The organism is Borrelia duttonii Ly, from assembly GCF_000019685.1.
GTDB classification, from domain to species: domain Bacteria; phylum Spirochaetota; class Spirochaetia; order Borreliales; family Borreliaceae; genus Borrelia; species Borrelia duttonii.
This window is the reverse complement of the sequence record NC_011229.1, coordinates 403,035-422,067: the sequence shown is the minus strand read 5'-3', so window position 1 is coordinate 422,067 and position 19,033 is coordinate 403,035. Positions and strand designations below refer to the sequence as shown.

Genomic DNA, 19,033 nt, shown 5'->3' with positions numbered 1-19,033 from the left:
TTTGTGTGAATTTGCTTAATGGTCTTTTGAATTTTTTATTTTTGTTTTATTCTAATGTGTCTATCATAAATGACGTTTCATCTAAATCTAGCATAAAGAGAACAATTGATTGGGATGCTAAAATAGTTTATTTTGATATTATTAAACCAGTAGATGAAGATAGATTTGGTAGAGTTGGTATTGATTCTACTTCTAGATTAGTGTTTAGTGTTAATGATTTTAAGGATACTTTGATAAGAGAATCGCTTTTTGAAATTATAATTGATTCTGATTCTACTTTTAAAGACTATTTTGATTCTGATCCTCATTTAATATTATATTTTTCAGGACTTGATAGTATTTTGAAAAGAGGATACATGAAATATTCAGAAGATTTGAAAAATATCACCGTTAGGTATGAGCTTTGTATTTTCCCTGATTTTATAAATTTATTTTTAGGTCATAGTAAGCCTTATAAAGCTTTTTTTCCATTAATGAATACAACTGTTGAACAGTTTGTTTATACCGGAATTATTATTTATGCGGGTGATGATTATAAATCTTCCTCTGGTTCTATTGTTAAATTAGCTGATGCTTTTTTTGTTAAAATTTATGATGAAAATATTAAGCTTTATTTTGACAAAAGGATGGTTGACCCGGATGCCCTTAAAAAATGGGGTATGTTTGAGTATACAAATGATATTTCTTATAAGAATAAAGACAGAATTGGAGATTATCCTTTAAGATTGATTGCTAAGGGGGTTTATGGCAAAAATCATTCAGATATTATACTTGATGATTATTCCATAAATAAGATCTTTTCAAATGAAAATAATATCAATCTTTTAAGAGAGGGTAAGTTCGTTATTATTAAATGATAGACTTTAAATTGAAATTTTAAGATATTATTTAATAAGGCTTGTCTTTTTTAAGATAATAAATTAACATGGTATAAGGGTTTATTACCGAAGGGAAATAATGCCCTTATAGCTTAGGTGGTAGAGCACCACCATGGTAAGGTGGCGGCATCGGTTCAAATCCGATTGAGGGCTTTTGTATATTCAGGAGTGTTGTTATGGGAAAGAAGAAAGGTAAAGGAGCTGTTGGGCTTATAGCTTTAGTGTGTGAAGAGACAGGAATTAGAAATTATACTACTACTAAGAATAGACGTAATACTCAAGAAAAATTGGAATTGATGAAATATTGTCCAAGTTTAAGGAAACATACTCTTCATAAAGAAGGCAAAATAAAGTGATTTAAGTGATAGGTCAGTAGTTCAATGGTAGAACAGTGGTCTCCAAAACCACATGTTGGGGGTTCGATTCCCTTCTGACCTGTTGTTTGTGTTATCAAAGAGAGGCTTTTAAATGTTTAAATTTTTTAAAGAAAGTGTTTTAGAACTTAAAAAAATAACATGGCCTAGGTATAATGAAGTAATAGGCAGTGGAAAACAAGTTTTTTGGTTGGTTGTTTTTATTTCTGTTTTTTTAGGTGCGGTAGATTATATCATGTATCTTGTTATAACCTATATATTTTAAGGAAAAAATTATGTCTAGGGCCTGGTATGTGCTACAAACTTTTTCTCAGTATGAGAAAAAAATAGAACAGGAAATAAAGCTTTTAATTAGTGAAGGTGTTTTTGGTAATAATGTTTTGGATGTTAAAGCTCCTATTGAGAGAGTAGAAGAGATAAGAAATGGAAAGAAACGTATACGTGAGAGAAAGATTTGGCCAGGGTATATATTGATTGAATTAGATCTTTCCGATCAGGAGTGGAAAAGTACTGTAGCTAATATTATTAAAATATCAGGTGTTGTAAATTTTGTTGGTACTACTAAAGAACAAAAACCTCTTCCAATTAGTGATGAGGAAGTTAAGAGTGTCTTTATGCTTGCTGGAGAGATTAAAGCAGATAAATCTATTTTTATACTTTATGATTTTGAAGAAGGTGAGAGAGTAAGAATTAAGGGAGGCCCTTTTGATTCTTTTGAGGGTGTTATTGGATCCATTGATTATGAGAAGAAAAAATTGAAAGTTGCAGTTCAAATTTTTGGAAGGTCAACTCCTGTTGAAGTTGATTTTCAACATATAGAAAAAATTTAGCAATAAGTTTATAAATGGGAGCTTTAAGAGCGTTATTTACCATAAGGAGTTTTTTATGTCTAAGAAAAAAAAGGAAGTTGCTTGGGTTAAACTTCAAGTTCCAGCTGCTCAAGCTGCTCCAGGAGCCAAAATAGGACAGGCTCTTGGACCTCATGGTGTTAGTGGTCCTCAGTTTGTTAAGGAATTTAATGAGAGAACTGCTAAAATGGAACCAGGAATTGTTGTTCCTGTTATTATTACTGTTTATAGTGATAAGAGTTTTTCATTTGTTGTTAAAACTCCACCAGCTTCAGTTTTAATTAAAAAAGCTGTTGGCATAGAGACAGGTTCTAAGAAATCAAATACAGATAAGGTTGGGGTTATATCAAAAGAAAAAATAATGGAAATTGCAAAAATTAAAATGCCCGATTTGAATGCAAAAACGGAGCAGGCTGCATTTAAAATTATTGCAGGAAGTGCTAGATCTATGGGTGTTGAGGTGGAAAAATAATGGCTAAGAGTGGAAAAAAATATCTTCAAGCTCTCTCTAAGGTAAATAAGCTTAAATCTTATAATATTGATGATGCAATATCTTTATTAAAAGAAATTAAGTTTGTTAAATTTGATGAGACTATAGATGTATCTGTTAATCTTAACTTAAAGAAAAATCATACGGTTAGAGAGACGCTTGTGTTGCCACATCAATTTATGAAAGAAAAGAGAATACTTGTTTTTGCAAAAGGTGAGAAAGCAGAAGAGGCACGAGAATTTGGTGCTGCTTATGTTGGAGATGATGATCTTATTAATAAGATTAAGGATGGTTTTAGTGATTTTGATGTTGTTGTTGCAACGCCTGATATGATGAAAGATGTTGGAAAACTTGGTCCGATTTTAGGAAAAAGGGGATTGATGCCAAATCCCAAAACACAAACAATTACAAATGATTTGAAAGGTACAATAGCTAGTCTTAAGAAGGGACGTACGGAGTTTAGAGCAAATAAGAATGGTGTAATTAATTTTTCTGTTGGTAAATCTTCTATGGATAGTAAGAAAATAAGGGAAAATTATGATGAATTTATTAAAGAATTACTTAAAAGACGGCCAAGTGATTTGAAAGGTACTTTTGTTGATAGTGTTTATGTTTCATCTACGATGGGACCTTCTGTAAAGATTGATTTTGTTTAGGAGCTGAATTATGGATAAAAAGATAAATCCTAAAAAGGTTGAAATGTTTAATTCGTTAAAAGAGTTTTTAGATGGTAAGGATAATATTTTTTTCTTAGATTACAGAGGATTAACGGTAGCAGAACTTACTAAGTTAAGAAGTAGGGTTGAGGATGAAAAGGGTGCTTTAAAAGTTGTTAAAAACAATATAATGAAAAGAGTGTTAAAAGATAAAGATATTGAAGGTCTTGATTCTTATCTTTTAGGTCCAACAGCTGTTGTTACTGCTTTTGATGAAGCCAATGTTATTGCGAAAATTTTTTATGAGTTTGTCAAAACTACTACTTTAAAGGTTAAAGGAGGTTTTGTTTTAGGAGAAGTTTATGATGAGCTTAAACTTAGTGCCTATAGTAAACTTCCTACTAAGATTGAATCTATTTCTTTGTTTATGAGTGTGCTTAAAGCACCAATGTCAAAACTTGTAAGAACTTTAAAGGCTTTGTCTGATATTAAAGTTTAAAAAAAGCAGTGTTAGTCTTAATAGGGTGCATGCTATCACTGTTTAAAATAATATGAAAGGAGTTAAGTTAATATGGCACTAAATAAAGAAGATATTTTAACATGGCTTGAAGAAGCTAAAACATCTGAAGTTGTTGAGCTTATAACAGCTATTGAAGAAAAGTTTGGGGTTACTGCTGCTGCAGTTGCAGTTGCTGCTGGCCCTGGTCCTGCTGCTGGTGGTGTTGAGGAACAGACAGAATTTGATGTGATGCTTGTATCTTTTGGAGATAGTAAGATAAACGTTATTAAAGAAGTAAGAGCTATTACTGGACTTGGACTTGGCGAGGCTAAAGCCTTAGTTGAATCTGCTCCTAAAGCAGTTAAGGAAGGTGTTTCAAAATCAGATGCTGAGGAAATAAAGAAGAAACTAGAAGCAGTTGGTGCAAAAGTTGAAATTAAGTAAAGCATTAAAAATATGCCAAATTTTTTATTCCACATGTCGTTTAAGTGGCATGTGGTTTATTGTGTCTTAAAAAAGGAGTCTTTTAATGATAAAAAGGGTTCATCTAGGACAAGGAAAAGCCGAAGAAATCTTAAACTTACCTAACCTAATAGAAATACAATTGAATTCTTATGAAAAATTTTTGCAACTTGAGAGATTAAAAAATAATAAACCTTTGCTCAATGAGGGCCTTGAATCTGTGTTTAGAGATGTTTTTCCTATGAAAAGTAGCAATGGTGAGGTTGCTCTTGAATATGAAAAATATTATATTGAATATGATTCTATTAGCTTTACTGAGAAAGAGTGTAAAAGAAAGGGGCAAAGTTATGAGGCTGTTTTAAAGATAAGATTAAACTTACAGTTTCTAACAACAGGAGAGATAAGACAAAAAGATGTTTATATGGGAACTATTCCTTTAATGACAGATAGAGGAACTTTTATCGTTAATGGTGCAGAAAGAGTCATTGTATCACAAATTCATAGATCTCCGGGGGTTGTTTTTTATAAGGAAAAAGATTTATATTATGCTCGTATTATTCCTTATCGTGGTTCTTGGCTTGAATTTGAGATTGACTCAAAAAAAGATTACCTTTATGTTAAGATAGACAGAAAAAAAAGAATATTAGTTACTCTTTTCTTAAGAGCTTTAGGTCTTGATACTAGAGAAAAAATAATAGAGACTTTTTATAAGATTAGAAAAATTGAAGTAAATGATGATACTAAAAGAGAGATTACAGGACAGTATTTAGCTACAAACATTACTATAAAAGAAAATATGACTTATCGGGCAGGTGATAAGATAACTTTGCAAGATATTGAAGACTTTTTGCAAAATGGAGTTAAAGAAATAAACTTGATTGATTTTGATGGGTATGATAGTGTTCCTGGAAAACATTTCATTAGTTCCGATGTTATTTTAAATTGTTTTGAAAAAGAAGATGCTTATTTTGCTTTAAAAGATGGATTTAAAGAGCTTTCACGAGAATCCGTGATGCTTGCAGTTTATAGTGTACTTTTGCCTGGTGAACCAATATCAATTGACAATGCTGAGAACGATTTAAGAACTGTATTTTTTTCAGAAAAAAGATATGATTTAGGTCATGTAGGAAGATATAAACTTTCTAAGAAGTTTGGTCTTGATGATCTTACAACATCAGTTCTTACTATGACAGATATAGTAAATACTATATCTCATCTTTTAAGAATATATGATGGGCATGATGTTCTTGATGATATAGATCATCTTGGAAATAGAAGAGTGCGTTCTGTTGGTGAGTTACTTACAAATATATATAAGGGTGCAATGTCAAGAGTAGAAAAAATTGCAAAGGACAGAATGTCTAATAAAGAAGTATTTAATTTGAAACCTCAAGAATTAATTAGTGTTAAGCCCGTTGTTTCTGCTGTTAAAGAATTTTTTGCAACCAGTCAGCTTTCTCAGTTTATGGATCAGGTTAATCCTTTAGCCGAACTTACTCATAAGAGACGTCTTAATGCATTGGGTCCTGGTGGACTCTCAAGGGATCGAGCAGGTTTTGAAGTAAGAGATGTACATTATACTCATTATGGTAGGATGTGTCCTATTGAAACTCCTGAAGGCCCAAATATTGGACTTATTGTTTCTTTGGCTACTTATTCAAAAGTTAATGATTATGGTTTCTTAGAAACTCCTTATAGGAAGGTGATTGATGGTAAGGTGACCGATGATATTGAATATTTGTCTGCTATTGATGAGGAAAAAAAATGTATTGCGCAAGCAAATGCTTCTGTTAGTTCTGATGGTAATTATACTGATGATTTGGTGTCTGTTAGGATTTCTGGTGATTATACTACAATGATGCCTAAAAATATCGATTACATGGATGTTTCGCCTAGACAATTAATATCTGTCTCTTCGGCGTTAATACCTTTTCTTGAACATAATGATGCAAATCGTGCTCTTATGGGTTCGAATATGCAACGTCAGGCAGTTCCTTTATTATTTCCACAGCCACCTATTGTTGGTACAGGCATGGAGAGGATAGTTGCAAAAGACTCTGGTGTTGTTATTAAAGCAAAAAGACCTGGTAGAGTTGTCTTAGCCACAAACAAAAAGATAGTTATTAAACCTGATAATGCAACTTCTGAACGAGATTTAGATGAATATGAACTTTATAAATATGAGAGGACAAACCAGGATACTTCTTTCAATCATTCAGTTTTGGTGAAGAATGGCCAAATTGTTAATAAGGATGAGATAATAGCAGATGGTCCTGCTACTAGATATGGAGAATTGGCGCTTGGTAATAATTTATTAGTTGGTTTTATTCCGTGGAATGGATTTAATTATGAGGATGCTATTTTAATTTCTGAGAGAATTGTAAAGGAAGATCTTTATACTTCAATTCATATTAAAGAATTTAGCATTGAAGTAAGAGAGACTAAGCTTGGACCTGAAAAAGTTACGGCTGATATTCCTAATGTTAGTGGAAAGATATTGAGTAAACTTGACGAAAATGGAATTGTAAGAATAGGGACTTATGTAAAACCAGGTGATATTTTAATTGGTAAAGTTACTCCAAAATCAGAAGGAGATATTACCCCTGAATTTAAACTTTTAACTTCTATATTTGGTGAGAAAGCAAAGGATGTTAAGAATAATTCATTAAAAGTTCCTCATGGTACTGAAGGAACTGTAATTGATGTTCAAAGAATTACTAAAGATGATGTTGGAAATCTTCCACCTGGTGTGGATGAAATATTAAAGGTTTATATTGCCAAAAAAAGAAAACTTAAAGAAGGTGATAAAATGGCAGGAAGACATGGAAATAAGGGTGTAGTTGCAAAGATTCTTCCTGTTGAAGATATGCCATATCTTGCAGATGGGACCCCTCTTGATATATGCTTGAATCCTTTGGGAGTGCCATCTCGTATGAATATTGGACAATTGATGGAATCTCAGCTTGGTCTTGCTGGTAAGTATCTTGGCGAATATTATGATGTTCCTGTTTTTGAGTCTGCTACAAATGAATGTATTCAAGAAAAGTTAAAAAAAGCTGGATTTAATGAGACGTCAAAGGCAGTCTTGTATGATGGATATACAGGTGAACCATTTGAAAATGAAGTTATGGTTGGAGTTATATATATGTTGAAACTTCATCATCTTGTTGATGATAAGATGCATGCAAGGTCTACAGGCCCTTATTCACTTGTATCTCAACAACCTCTTGGAGGAAAAGCTCAATTTGGTGGACAAAGACTTGGAGAGATGGAAGTTTGGGCTCTTGAAGCTTATGGAGCTGCGCATACTTTGCAAGAATTATTAACAGTAAAGTCAGATGATATGTCAGGAAGAGTTAAGATATATGAAAATATTGTTAAGGGCATTCCTACTAACGTATCTGGAATTCCTGAATCTTTCAATGTTTTGATGCAGGAACTAAGAGGTCTTGGTTTTGATTTATCTATTTATGATGATAATGGAAATCAAATTCCTTTAACAGAAAAGGAAGAGGAATTAATTAATAAGACTTAGGTTTTGAGGATTTTATGAAAGAGATAAAAGATTTTGAAAAGATAAGAATAAAAATAGCATCTCCTGACCAAATTAGAAGTTGGTCTTATGGAGAAGTTAAGAAGTCTGAAACTATTAATTATAGAACTTTAAGACCTGAGAAAGATGGTCTTTTTTGTGAGAGAATTTTTGGTACAACTAAAGAATGGGAATGCTATTGTGGAAAATTTAAGTCGATAAGATATAAAGGTATTATTTGTGATCGTTGTAATGTTGAAGTGACTCATTTTAAAGTGAGACGTGAGAGAATGGGACATATTGAACTATCAGCTCCTGTTGCTCATATTTGGTATTATAAATATATTCCTTCTAGAATTGGTCTTTTACTTGATATTACTGCTTCTAATTTAAATTCTATTCTTTATTATGAGAAATATATTGTAATTGAGCCAGGTGATACTGACCTTAAAAAAATGCAACTTTTAAATGAAGATGAGTATTCTGAAGCAAAAGAAAGATATGGGATGTCTTTTAGCGCTTCAATGGGTGCTGAGGCAATTAAAACTCTACTTGAAAATCTTGATCTTGATGAGCTTTCATCTAAGCTTAGGCTTCAAATGATTGATAAAGACGACAAAACAGATAAAAAACTTTTAAGACGTCTTGAAATTATTGAAAATTTTAAGATTTCTGGTAATAAACCAGAATGGATGATTATGGATGTTCTTCCTGTTATTCCGCCAGAAATTAGACCTATGGTGCAACTTGATGGTGGTAGATTTGCAACTTCTGATCTAAATGATCTCTACAGAAGGGTAATAAATAGAAATAATCGATTGAGAAAACTTTTACTTCTTAATGCTCCTGAGATTATTGTTAGAAATGAAAAAAGAATGCTTCAAGAATCAGTTGACTCTCTTTTTGATAATTCTCATAAGAGAAAAGTTGTTAAGGGCACATCTAATAGACCTCTTAAATCTTTATCTGATGCGTTAAAAGGTAAACAAGGTAGATTTAGACAAAACCTTCTTGGAAAGAGAGTTGATTATTCTGGTCGTTCTGTTATTGTTGTTGGGCCTGAACTTAAGCTTCATCAGTGTGGTATTCCTGCAAAGATGGCTCTTGAGCTTTTTAAACCATTTGTGATTAGAAAATTAATTGAGAGTGAAGCCGTATTTAATATAAAAAGGGCTAAAAGTTTAATTGAACAAGAAGTAGATGAAGTATGGCAAATTTTGGATAATGTTATTAAAGAGCATCCTGTGCTTTTAAATAGGGCTCCAACCCTTCACAGATTGGGAATACAAGCTTTCGAGCCAGTTTTGGTTGAAGGCAAGGCTATTAAATTGCATCCCCTTGTTTGTCATGCATATAATGCCGATTTTGATGGTGATCAAATGGCCGTTCATGTTCCTTTAACTCCTGCGGCACAGGCTGAGAGTTGGGCTTTGATGTTGTCAACTAATAATTTGTTAAATCCTGCAAATGGACATCCTATAGTATTTCCATCTCAAGATATTGTTTTAGGTCTTTATTACTTAACTATGGAGAGAAAAAATGTTATGGGAGAAGGACGTAAGTTTTCTAACTTTAATCATGTTCTTCTTGCAATTAATAATAAAAGCTTAGATTATAATGCACGAATTTATGTAAAAGTTGGTGAGGAATATATAAAGACTACGGCAGGACGTGTTGTATTTAGTGAAGCTTTGCCAGGAAAAATTTCATTTGTAAATAAAACTCTTAGTGATTATGAATTGCAAACTTTAATTTCTGAGGTTTATGTTATTTATGGGTCTTCTATTGTAATTGAAATGTTAGATATTATTAAAGAGCTTGGATTTAAATATGCTACTAAATTTGGATGTACAATAAGTATGAGTGATATTATTGTTCCTCAAGAGAAAAAAGTGTATGTAGAGAAGGCTAATAGGGAGATTGCGAAAATTCAGAATGATTATACCAAAGGTGTTATTACTGGAGAAGAGAGATATAATAACGTTGTTTCTGTTTGGTCAAAAACAAATGAAGAGCTTACTAATAAAATGATGGAGATCCTTAAAAAGGATAGAGATGGCTTTAATGTGATTTATATGATGGCTGATTCTGGTGCTCGTGGAAGTAGAAATCAGATACGGCAGCTTGCTGGAATGCGAGGATTAATGGCTAAAACATCGGGTGATATTATTGAACTTCCAATTATCTCTAACTTTAAAGAAGGACTGTCTGTTATTGAATTCTTTATATCTACAAATGGTGCAAGAAAGGGACTTGCAGATACTGCTCTTAAGACAGCAGATGCTGGATATTTAACGCGAAGATTGGTAGATATTGCACAAGACGTTGTTGTTAGAATAGAAGATTGCGGTACTATTAATGGTATAAAAGTTGAAGCTTTAAAAAATGGTGAGGAAATAATTGAACCTTTACGAGAAAAAGCTGTTGGAAGTTATTCAATTGAACGGATAAAAAGTCCTATTACTGGAGAGATTATTTTAGATGTAAATGAAGAAATTACAGAAGACAAGATAAAAGAGTTAGAAACAGTTGGTATTGATAAACTTGTTATTAGATCTGTTTTAACTTGTGAAGCTGAGCATGGAGTTTGTCAAAAGTGTTATGGGCGGGATTTCTCAAACAATAAACCTGTTAGCATTGGAGAAGCTGTTGGAATAATAGCAGCACAGTCAATAGGTCAGCCAGGAACACAGCTTACGATGAGAACTTTCCATATTGGAGGAGTTGCACAAGCTGGTAGTGAAGATGATAAGATTGCTCTTAAGAATGCTTTTATTCTAAATGGACTTGAAGGTTTTAATGTTCAAGTTGACGGAGGATTGCTTTTTACAAGGAAGGGAGTCTTAAGGGTAATAAATGTGATTTATGAGGAGAGTATTAAAAAAATTAAGAAACTTAAGGTTTCAGATTCTCAAAAAGTAATTAAGGGAATGTCTTTATTTATTGATAAAAGTGGAGTTGAGGTATTATCATCTCATATTGGTTACATTAAGATTAAAGATAATAAGTTGATGATTGTTTCTGAAGAACAAGAGATTTCACTAAAGGTTGGTACAAGACTTGAAATAAATGTTGGAGATTATGTTGAGGCTGGACGTGTAATTGGAACATTTGATCCGTTTGCAGAACCAATTATTGCTGAGGTTAAAGGAAAAATTAAATTTAAAGATATTATTTTAGGAACAACTCTTAAAGAAGAGATTAATCTTGAAACAGGCAATATTGAAAAGAGAATTACAGATCAAGTTTTTGAATCTCTTGATCCTAGAATTTTGATTATTAATGATAGAGGTGTTGAAATTGCATCTTATGTATTGCCTGGAGATGCTTACCTTCAAGTTGAAGATGGGCAAGATATTGATATAGGAGATATCATTGCAAAGCTTTCTAAAGGATCTGAAAAAACACAAGATATTACAGGTGGTCTTCCTAGAGTTAATGATTTATTTGAAACAAGAATTCCTAAAAACTTAACTGAAATGGCTAAAGTAAGTGGAGTTGTTCAATTTAAGGCAATTCAAAAAGGTAAAAGACTTATTAATGTTATAGATGAATATGGAGTTGAACATAAGCATTATATTCCTGCTGGAAAACATCTCTTGGTGAGGGATGGGGATGTTGTTAGGGCTGGAGATATGCTTTGTGATGGAAGGATTAATCCTCATGATGTTCTTGAAATTCTTGGTGGAATTAGTTTGCAAGAATTTTTATTAGCAGAAATTCAAGATGTTTATCGAAAGCAAGGTGTAAGTATTAATGATAAACATATTGGTGTTATTATTAAGCAGATGATGAAAAAAGTTAAAATTGTTTCTGTGGGTGATACTAATTTTGTTTATAATCAAAAGGTCGATAAGCATGCTTTTTATGAACAAAATAAAAGGGTTATTGAGCAAGGTGGTGAACCTGCAGTAGCTAGTCCAATTCTTATTGGTATAACTAAAGCATCTCTTAATATTGATTCATTTATTTCAGCTGCTTCTTTCCAAGAAACAACTAAAGTCTTAACAGATGCGTCAATTGCTGGTAGTATTGATGATCTGAGAGGTCTTAAGGAAAATGTTGTTATTGGTCATTTAATTCCTACAGGAACGGGAATGAATTTATATAAAAGGGTCAAGGTGAGAGAAAATTCAAATTCAGAAGTCTAGCTTGAAAATAAATTTTATATTTGATACCATTTACTGGTAAAATCAGGAAAAAGGGAGCATAGATGCCTACAATTAATCAACTAATTAGGAAGCCAAGAAAAAGTCAAAAAGAAAAGACAGCATCTCCTGCGCTTCAAAATTGTCCTCAAAAGAGAGGAATTTGTACTCGTGTAATGACAGTTACGCCTAAGAAACCTAATTCAGCTTTAAGAAAAGTAGCTCGTGTTAGACTTTCAAATGGATTTGAGGTAACAGCTTATATTCCGGGAATTGGTCATAATTTGCAGGAGCATTCGGTTGTTCTAATTAGGGGTGGACGAGTTAAAGATTTGCCGGGTGTTAGATATCATATCATTAGAGGGGCTAAGGATACTCTTGGTGTTAATAATAGAAAGCAAGGTCGTTCTAAGTATGGAACTAAGAGACCAAAGGCTTAAGAGGTGTAAATTGTATGTCAAGAAAGAGTAAAAAAATTAAGAAAAAGGTTTTTAAAGATTCGAAGTATGATTCTCAGGTAATTGCTAAATTTGTAAATAGAATGATGTATGATGGGAAAAAGTTTATTAGTGAATCTATAGTTTACAATTCAATTGATATGCTTGCAGAAAAACTTGAAGAGGTTGATAAGGTTGCTGCTTTCAATAAGGCTTTAGATAATGTTAAACCATTGGTAGAGGTTCGCAGTAGGAGAGTTGGTGGTGCTACTTATCAAGTTCCAGTTGAAGTTAGAGAGGAGAGACGTGAGGCTTTGGCAATGAAATGGATTATATCAGCTGCCAGAAAAGCTAGTGGAAAATCAATGCAAGAAAAATTAGCAAATGAGCTTGTTAATTCTTATAATTCAACAGGTGCGGCTTTCAAAAAGAGAGAAGATACTCATAGAATGGCAGAAGCAAACAGAGCTTTCACACATTATAGATGGTAATATAGTAATAGGTTTAATTTTTATATATTTTGATGTTGTGGATTGATTTGAGCTTAAGTAGAGTTGGGTGGAGGTTTGTATATGAGATGGTTAACAAAGGTTGTTTTGCTTTTCTTGCTCTTAAGTTGTTCAGATTCACAAGATAAGGTTTCGTTTTCTAATACTGTTTCTGTCATTGTTGATGGTACTTTTGATGATAGAGGATTTAATGAAAATTCTTCCAAGGCAATGACTCAGATTAAAGAAGAATTTAAAGTGAATATAATTCAAAAAGAATCTAAAGCTTCTAGTTATTTGTCTGATATTGGAGGCTTAGAAGAGAGTGGTTCTGATTTGATCTGGGGAGTTGGTTTTAAATTTTCAGATGTATTTTTACGTAAATCTCTTGAAAATGCTAATATAAATTATGGCATTATTGAAGGTTCTTACTTGGAAGATGTTAAATTGCCACAAAATTTAGTAAATATAAATTTTAGATCGGAGGAAGGAGCATTTTTGGTTGGGTATCTTGCAGCAAAGATATCTAAGACAGGTAAAATTGGATTTTTAGGTGGAATAGAGGGTGTTGTTCTTAATGCATTTAGGTATGGATATGAAGCTGGTGCTAAGTATGCAAATAAAGATATTGAAGTAAGTTTTCAATATGTAGGAACATTTTCTGATCTCTCTCTTGGACGTTCAATTGCAAGTAAAATGTATTCATCTGGAGTTGATATTATATTTGCAGCAGCAGGTCTTTCAGGACTTGGTGCTATTGAGGTTTCAAAGGAACTTGGAGATGGACATTATATTATTGGTGTTGACCAAAATCAGTCTTATCTTGCTCCTGGTAATGTGCTTGTGTCTTACGTTAAGTGCATTGATATAGTTATTTTCGATTTGACAAAATCTTATTTAAAGTTTGATAATTGGCGTGGAGGTAATTTGGAGTTTGGACTTAAAGATGGAGCACTTGATTTGATTTTTAATGAAACAATAAATTTAGATTTAATTAGGAATCCAGATTTTCTCTTAGAGATTAAAGAAAAAATAATTAATAATGAGATTACAGTTCCCAAAGATGAAAAATCTTATAATTATTTTATTAGTGATCATCTACATAAAAGATGATATAAAATTAGAGGTTTTACTTTATGAATAAATTTATGGTATTAATTTGTGTGATATTAATTTTCTTAGGATGCAGTAAAAAGACATCTATTTTGGGAACTTCAGGAAAGGCGTTAATTTCTTTGATAGTTGATGGTACTTTTGATGATAAATCATTTGGTGAGGATGCTTGGAGAGGTGCTAAGGTTTTAGAAGATGAATTTGAAGTTGAAATTGTTGGAAGAGCTTCAACAAGTAGTGCTTATGCTGGTGATTTAGAGAGCCTTAAAGATAGAGGTTCTGACATTATTTGGGGAGTTGGTTTTAGACTGCAAGAGTCTATTGAACATGCTGCTTTATTGAATAGAGATATTATTTATGGAGCTGTTGATGTTATTTATGAAGATGATACTAGTATTCCTGATAATTTGCTTGGTCTTTCCTTTAAAGTTGAAGAGGCTTCATTTTTAGCTGGGTATCTTGCGGCTAAAATATCTAAGACAGGTAAAATTGGATTTTTAGGTGGAATGGATAGTATGGTAATTAATGCATTTAGGTATGGATATGAAGCTGGTGCTAAATATGCAAATAAAGATGTTGGGTTAACTTCTCAATATTTGGGATCTTTTGTAGATTTGTCTTTAGCAAGGACTATTGCTTTAAAAATGTACAAAGATGATGTTGATATCATATTTGTGTCAGCAGGGCTTGCAGGACTTGGTGCTATTGAGGTTTCAAAAGAACTTGGAGATGGGCATTATATTATTGGCGTTGATCAAGATCAGTCTTATCTTGCTCCTGATAATGTATTGACATCAGTTATTAAGAATGTTGGAAATTCTATTTATGAAATAACAAAGGATTATTTAAATACTAAGAGTTTTAATGGTGGTAAGTTACTAAAATTGGGTCTTAAAGATAAAGCTGTTAGTATTGTTAAAAATGGTTTTAAAATTACAGATGAGCTTAAATCTGAAATTCAAATTATAGAAAATAAGATAGTTAATAGTGATATTATAGTTCCAAGTAATTTTGATAAATATAATAATTTTTTAAATATTCATATTTATTAAGTCAATTCTTTTTTTATAGAAAAATATATTAACTTTATTAACATGTTAATATATAGACTATTTTTATCTTCTGAATAAATTTTGTATTTATAAATTTTTGTTTTAGAATTAAAAAATTGTTTACTTAAAAGTTATTTTGTATAAGGAGAGGATAAGTTATGTCTAAAAATTTATCTTTCATTTTACTTTTTGTTTTAATGTTCATATCTTGCTTTTTTTCAAAAAATAAGTTTGCTAGAAGTGTTGATGATCAGATTGTTATTGGACTTGTGGCTCCGGGTAGTTTTGATGATGAGGGTTATTTTCAAAGTTTTCTTGATGGTGTTATGGATATAAAAAATGAATTTGGAACTAAAGTTATTCCAAAAGTTATAACACCTTATCCTTCTGAAGAAAAAATGTTGATGACTGCTAGTGAATTGTTGTCGGAAGATGTTTTCGCATTACAAAACAAGGGGGCTAATTTGGTTTGGTTTATTGGTGCTTCTTTTTCAGATTCTGTGATAAGATTTGCTCATGAGAATTTTAATGTTTTGTATGGAATTATCGATCCTTTGCATTATGAAAATATTTTGATTCCACAAAATTTTGTAGCTATTAATTTTAGATCAGAGGAGGGTTCATTTTTAGCTGGATATTTAGCTTCTAAGATGAGTAAAAGTAATAGAATTGGATTTGTAACAGGTGTTAATATGGATTATGTTGAGAGATTTGTGATTGGATTTAGAGCAGGAGCATTTTATGCAAATCCTACAACAAGAGTAATTGTAAAGAGAATGTTGGATGAAGTTGATAAAGTTGCTGGCAAATTGTTTGCTGAACATATGTATGTTGAGGATGGTGTTGACATTATTTTTCCTGTCATGGGGCCTGCTTCACTTGGTATGTTTAAAGCTGCCAAAGAACTTGGAGTTGGACATTATATTATTGGAGTTAATAAGGATCAATCATATCTTGCACCCGGTCATGTTATTACTTCTGTAATAAAGGATGTTGGGCAAGCAATACACGATTATTCAGCAAATTTGATAAAAAATCATAAATTTGCTGGTGGTAAAGTTTTTGATTTAGGACTTGAAGACAATGTTATAGATATTATTAAAGATCCTGATATTATTGATAGTGGGCTTATTGATGTTCTTATAGAAATTCAAACTAAGATAATTAAAAAGGAATTAATTGTTCCTTCTACTGAACATGAATTTGATTTATTTAAGGCAAGGTTATAGACTTTAATTATATTGGGGATTGTATTGGCTTAACTTAGCTTAAAGAGGAGATATATGTGATTAATTTATTGTTAGTGTTATGTTTGTTGTATTTTTCGTGTTTTACTTCTGAAGTTGATGGTGAGCCTGTTAAAGTTGGTGTTTTAGTAGATGGATTTTTTGATGATGAGTCTTTTAATAAAAGTGCTTTGAATGGTATTAAAAAGGTGGAGAAAGAATTTGGATTAGAAGTAGCTATAAAGGAATCTAGTCCAAATTCTTATTTGTCTGATTTAAATTCATTGAAAGCAGATGGTTCTAATTTTATATGGTTGATTGGGTATAGGTTTAGTGATGTGGCTCTTAAAATTGCTATGGAAAATCCAGAAATTAAATATGTAGTTGTTGATTTTATATATGATTCTGATTTAAGCATTCCTAAAAATTTATCAGCCATAACTTTTAGAGTAGAGGAAGTAGCATTTTTAGTAGGTTATATTGCTGCTAGTATTTCTAAAACAGGTAAGATTGGGTTTTTAGGCGGGATGGATGATGACTTTATCAACATATTTAGGTATGGATATGAAGCTGGTGCTATTTATGCTAATCAAAATATTAATATTGATAATAAGTATGTTGGAAGTTTTATTAATTCCGAGAGTGGAGAGATATTGGCAAACGAGATGTATGTGGATGGTATAGATATTATTTATCATGCTTCAGGTTTATCTGGGCTTGGAGTTATTGAGGCTGCAAAAAAATTGGGGGCTGGACATTATGTTATTGGTGTTGACCAAGATCAATCTTATCTGTTACCCGAACATATTATTACATCTTCAGTTAAAGATATTGGAAGAATATTAAGTCTTGTTATTTCTAATTATTTGAAAACAAGAGCTTTTGAAGGAGGTCAATTATTAAATTATGGGTTAAAAGAGGGTTTGCTATATTTTGTTAAAAATCCTAAAAAAATTTCTTTTAACCTTGAAAAGGAATTAGATGATATTTATTCAAAGATAATTAATGGTAAAATTATTGTTCCAAATAATAAGGATGCTTATAATAGGTTTCTTAAAATATTTTTTTAATCAGTATTAATTTTTATTAATGATTAAAGAATTTATTTACATATTTTTTGTATAATTCATTTAATTTTGATACGTATTTTAATGATTAATTTTTTTATCTTAGGTGTATCAATTTGTTTTTTTGCAATTATAATTTAACTTATAACTTGTTTTAATTAGATATTGCTTAACTTTTAATTTATGTTTAATATCCAAAATTTTTGGTTTTAAATCTCATTTTATTATTATTATAATGTATAATAAATAGGAGTCGATTGATGTATGTTTTTCAGAGGTTTGAGCATTGAATAAGAATGTGTTTCCCAAAATTTATTATTATGATCAAGATTTTATTGATATTTATAATAAGAGTCTCTCTTGGATCCGAGATAAGATTATTTTTTCCCAATCTTTAGAGAAAGGTAAAAAGGATAAGAATTATTATTCTGAAAATGTTGAATTTATAGATCAATTGCAAGCTTGTCTTTCAAGCTTTTTTCTTGTTTACAGTAATGGAGAGTATTCTCCTACATCTACTATTGATAAATTTTATGAACTTCAAGAATCATCTGGTGCAATTAGATCACGTTATGATCACAATAATAATATTATTCACTTAGAAGGAAATGATGATGGTATTGGATTACCAATTTTTGCTTGGGTTGAATATAATTTGTATCATAAAACAGGCAATAAAAAGCGTATTTGTGATGTTTTACCAGTTCTTGATAAGTATTATAAATGGATAGAAAAAAAGTTTTTAAAATCAAATGGTCTTTATTCGATTGATATGAATAAGATTTTTTATAAAAATTCTCCTAGAAAGAATGTTCATTATCCTATAGATTTTAATTCATTTCAGGTGCATAGTGCATATTGTATTGCCAAGTTAGCAGATATATTAAATGATAAAAATTTATCCTTAGAATATAAGAAAAGATTTTTTTCTCTTAAGGCTAAGATCAATTCGTTGATGTGGGATGAAGTAGATGGTTTTTATTATGATCTTGATGTTAATGAAAAAATTATTAAACTTAAGACTATAGTAGGGTTTTTGCCTCTTTTATCTGAAATTCCAAGTGAAGATAGAATTGAGAGAATGGTTTTATATTTAAAGAGTCATGAACACTTTGGCACACCAAATCCTTTTCCTACTCTTTCAGCTAATGATCCTAATTTTAATTTGGATGGAAATGGATATTATGGTTCTGTTTATACCTATATGAATTTTTTTGTCATTAAAGGACTTGAATATTGTAGACGTGCAAATATAGCAAGAGAATTTACCATAAGACATCTGTATTATATTTTAGATACTTTGTTGCCAGATGGTAAAATTAAAGGACATATTTGGGAAGCTTATAAACCAATGAAAGAGGGTCCAGCATATTTGGATGTTACAAAGAGAACTCTTCCAGAAAAGGATGTTATTTGTTATCTTGCACTCTTTAGCATTAGCCTTATGATAGAGAATATTATTGGACTTACAATTAGTTTACCAGATAAGACAGTTTATTGGAATATTCCTGCTCTTGAGATTATGGGAATAGAGAGTTTGTCACTTAAAAAAAATCAAACCACAATTATATGTAATAAGGGAAAGAGAGGGTGGGAGATTAAGATGGAATCTGAAAAGCTTTACTACTTTACAATAAACATATTAAATAAAAAAGAAAAGACCTTGCCTATACCTTCAGGTAGATGTTCTATGCTTTTAGATAAGCTTTAATTAATAAGGGTTAGCTAAACATTTATTTTAAATTAAAATCTTGGAGATATTG

The 19,033-nt window shown here is 31.3% G+C and carries 17 protein-coding genes and 2 tRNA genes; all 19 read left to right on the top strand.

Translation table 11 applies throughout. The features are described 5' to 3' along the window. Positions 1-5: 5 nt before the first annotated feature. The 19 genes from BDU_RS01955 to BDU_RS01865 all read left to right on the top strand — a co-directional run bounded on the left by BDU_RS01955 (position 6) and on the right by BDU_RS01865 (position 18,981). Positions 6-857, top strand: coding sequence for a hypothetical protein (locus BDU_RS01955; protein WP_012538154.1), 852 nt, complete (start codon positions 6-8; stop codon positions 855-857). Positions 858-959: 102 nt separating this feature from the next. Next, positions 960-1,031: transfer RNA gene (locus tag BDU_RS01950), tRNA-Thr, on the top strand. Positions 1,032-1,054: 23 nt separating this feature from the next. Continuing rightward, positions 1,055-1,234, top strand: coding sequence for a 50S ribosomal protein L33 (rpmG, locus tag BDU_RS01945; protein ID WP_012538153.1), 180 nt, complete (start codon positions 1,055-1,057; stop codon positions 1,232-1,234). A 10-nt stretch (positions 1,235-1,244) separates the two neighbouring features. Beyond that, positions 1,245-1,316: transfer RNA gene (locus BDU_RS01940), tRNA-Trp, on the top strand. A gap of 30 nt (positions 1,317-1,346) precedes the next feature. Further along, complete coding sequence (gene secE, locus BDU_RS01935; protein ID WP_012538152.1) at positions 1,347-1,517, top strand: preprotein translocase subunit SecE; 171 nt, start codon at positions 1,347-1,349, stop codon at positions 1,515-1,517. A 10-nt stretch (positions 1,518-1,527) separates the two neighbouring features. Next, on the top strand, positions 1,528-2,082 hold the full coding sequence (gene nusG / locus BDU_RS01930) for a transcription termination/antitermination protein NusG (RefSeq protein ID WP_012538151.1): 555 nt from the start codon (positions 1,528-1,530) through the stop codon (positions 2,080-2,082). 55 nt (positions 2,083-2,137) lie between these two features. Then, positions 2,138-2,572 carry a 50S ribosomal protein L11 gene (rplK, locus tag BDU_RS01925; protein WP_012538150.1) on the top strand — a complete coding sequence of 145 codons (435 nt, stop codon included), beginning with the start codon at positions 2,138-2,140 and terminating at the stop codon, positions 2,570-2,572. Further along, entirely contained in the window at positions 2,572-3,246 is a 675-nt protein-coding gene (rplA, locus tag BDU_RS01920; protein WP_012538149.1) for a 50S ribosomal protein L1, read from the top strand. Before rplK ends, rplA begins: the two co-directional genes overlap by 1 nt. Before the next feature lie 10 nt (positions 3,247-3,256). Next, positions 3,257-3,745, top strand: a complete 489-nt coding sequence (rplJ, locus tag BDU_RS01915; RefSeq protein WP_012538148.1) for a 50S ribosomal protein L10 — start codon at positions 3,257-3,259, stop codon at positions 3,743-3,745. Between the two features lie 72 nt (positions 3,746-3,817). Then, positions 3,818-4,189 (top strand): 50S ribosomal protein L7/L12, encoded by a 372-nt coding sequence (gene rplL / locus BDU_RS01910; protein WP_012538147.1) that lies wholly within the window; start codon positions 3,818-3,820, stop codon positions 4,187-4,189. Between the two features lie 85 nt (positions 4,190-4,274). Continuing rightward, a complete protein-coding gene (rpoB, locus tag BDU_RS01905; RefSeq protein WP_012538146.1) occupies positions 4,275-7,742 on the top strand; it encodes a DNA-directed RNA polymerase subunit beta in 3,468 nt (1,155 codons plus the stop codon). A 14-nt stretch (positions 7,743-7,756) separates the two neighbouring features. Then, on the top strand, positions 7,757-11,890 hold the full coding sequence (gene rpoC, locus BDU_RS01900) for a DNA-directed RNA polymerase subunit beta' (protein ID WP_012538145.1): 4,134 nt from the start codon (positions 7,757-7,759) through the stop codon (positions 11,888-11,890). Positions 11,891-11,952: 62 nt separating this feature from the next. Continuing rightward, positions 11,953-12,327, top strand: a complete 375-nt coding sequence (gene rpsL, locus BDU_RS01895) for a 30S ribosomal protein S12 (RefSeq protein WP_012538144.1) — start codon at positions 11,953-11,955, stop codon at positions 12,325-12,327. A 14-nt stretch (positions 12,328-12,341) separates the two neighbouring features. Continuing rightward, entirely contained in the window at positions 12,342-12,815 is a 474-nt protein-coding gene (gene rpsG, locus BDU_RS01890) for a 30S ribosomal protein S7 (protein ID WP_012538143.1), read from the top strand. 81 nt (positions 12,816-12,896) lie between these two features. Then, positions 12,897-13,925, top strand: a complete 1,029-nt coding sequence (locus BDU_RS01885; protein ID WP_041177709.1) for a BMP family ABC transporter substrate-binding protein — start codon at positions 12,897-12,899, stop codon at positions 13,923-13,925. Between the two features lie 23 nt (positions 13,926-13,948). After that, positions 13,949-14,977: a BMP family ABC transporter substrate-binding protein gene (locus tag BDU_RS01880; RefSeq protein WP_012538141.1), complete on the top strand. Its 1,029-nt coding sequence runs from the start codon at positions 13,949-13,951 to the stop codon at positions 14,975-14,977. Positions 14,978-15,135: 158 nt separating this feature from the next. Further along, on the top strand, positions 15,136-16,206 hold the full coding sequence (locus BDU_RS01875) for a BMP family ABC transporter substrate-binding protein (RefSeq protein ID WP_012538140.1): 1,071 nt from the start codon (positions 15,136-15,138) through the stop codon (positions 16,204-16,206). A gap of 56 nt (positions 16,207-16,262) precedes the next feature. Beyond that, positions 16,263-17,273, top strand: coding sequence for a BMP family ABC transporter substrate-binding protein (locus BDU_RS01870; RefSeq protein WP_012538139.1), 1,011 nt, complete (start codon positions 16,263-16,265; stop codon positions 17,271-17,273). 283 nt (positions 17,274-17,556) lie between these two features. Next, on the top strand, positions 17,557-18,981 hold the full coding sequence (locus BDU_RS01865; protein WP_012538138.1) for an MGH1-like glycoside hydrolase domain-containing protein: 1,425 nt from the start codon (positions 17,557-17,559) through the stop codon (positions 18,979-18,981). The last annotated feature ends 52 nt before the right edge of the window (positions 18,982-19,033 follow it).

What these genes read in the sequence shown, in the direction of transcription:
- rplL (WP_012538147.1), top strand. Translation starts at nt 3,818, where the DNA reads ATGGCACTAAATAAAGAAGATATTTTAACATGGCTTGAAGAAGCTAAA.
- BDU_RS01880 (WP_012538141.1), top strand. Translation starts at nt 13,949, where the DNA reads ATGAATAAATTTATGGTATTAATTTGTGTGATATTAATTTTCTTAGGA.
- rpoB (WP_012538146.1), top strand. Translation starts at nt 4,275, where the DNA reads ATGATAAAAAGGGTTCATCTAGGACAAGGAAAAGCCGAAGAAATCTTA.
- rpsG (WP_012538143.1), top strand. Translation starts at nt 12,342, where the DNA reads ATGTCAAGAAAGAGTAAAAAAATTAAGAAAAAGGTTTTTAAAGATTCG.
- BDU_RS01885 (WP_041177709.1), top strand. Translation starts at nt 12,897, where the DNA reads ATGAGATGGTTAACAAAGGTTGTTTTGCTTTTCTTGCTCTTAAGTTGT.
- rplJ (WP_012538148.1), top strand. Translation starts at nt 3,257, where the DNA reads ATGGATAAAAAGATAAATCCTAAAAAGGTTGAAATGTTTAATTCGTTA.
- rpmG (WP_012538153.1), top strand. Translation starts at nt 1,055, where the DNA reads ATGGGAAAGAAGAAAGGTAAAGGAGCTGTTGGGCTTATAGCTTTAGTG.
- nusG (WP_012538151.1), top strand. Translation starts at nt 1,528, where the DNA reads ATGTCTAGGGCCTGGTATGTGCTACAAACTTTTTCTCAGTATGAGAAA.
- rpoC (WP_012538145.1), top strand. Translation starts at nt 7,757, where the DNA reads ATGAAAGAGATAAAAGATTTTGAAAAGATAAGAATAAAAATAGCATCT.
- BDU_RS01875 (WP_012538140.1), top strand. Translation starts at nt 15,136, where the DNA reads ATGTCTAAAAATTTATCTTTCATTTTACTTTTTGTTTTAATGTTCATA.
- rplK (WP_012538150.1), top strand. Translation starts at nt 2,138, where the DNA reads ATGTCTAAGAAAAAAAAGGAAGTTGCTTGGGTTAAACTTCAAGTTCCA.
- secE (WP_012538152.1), top strand. Translation starts at nt 1,347, where the DNA reads ATGTTTAAATTTTTTAAAGAAAGTGTTTTAGAACTTAAAAAAATAACA.
- rpsL (WP_012538144.1), top strand. Translation starts at nt 11,953, where the DNA reads ATGCCTACAATTAATCAACTAATTAGGAAGCCAAGAAAAAGTCAAAAA.
- rplA (WP_012538149.1), top strand. Translation starts at nt 2,572, where the DNA reads ATGGCTAAGAGTGGAAAAAAATATCTTCAAGCTCTCTCTAAGGTAAAT.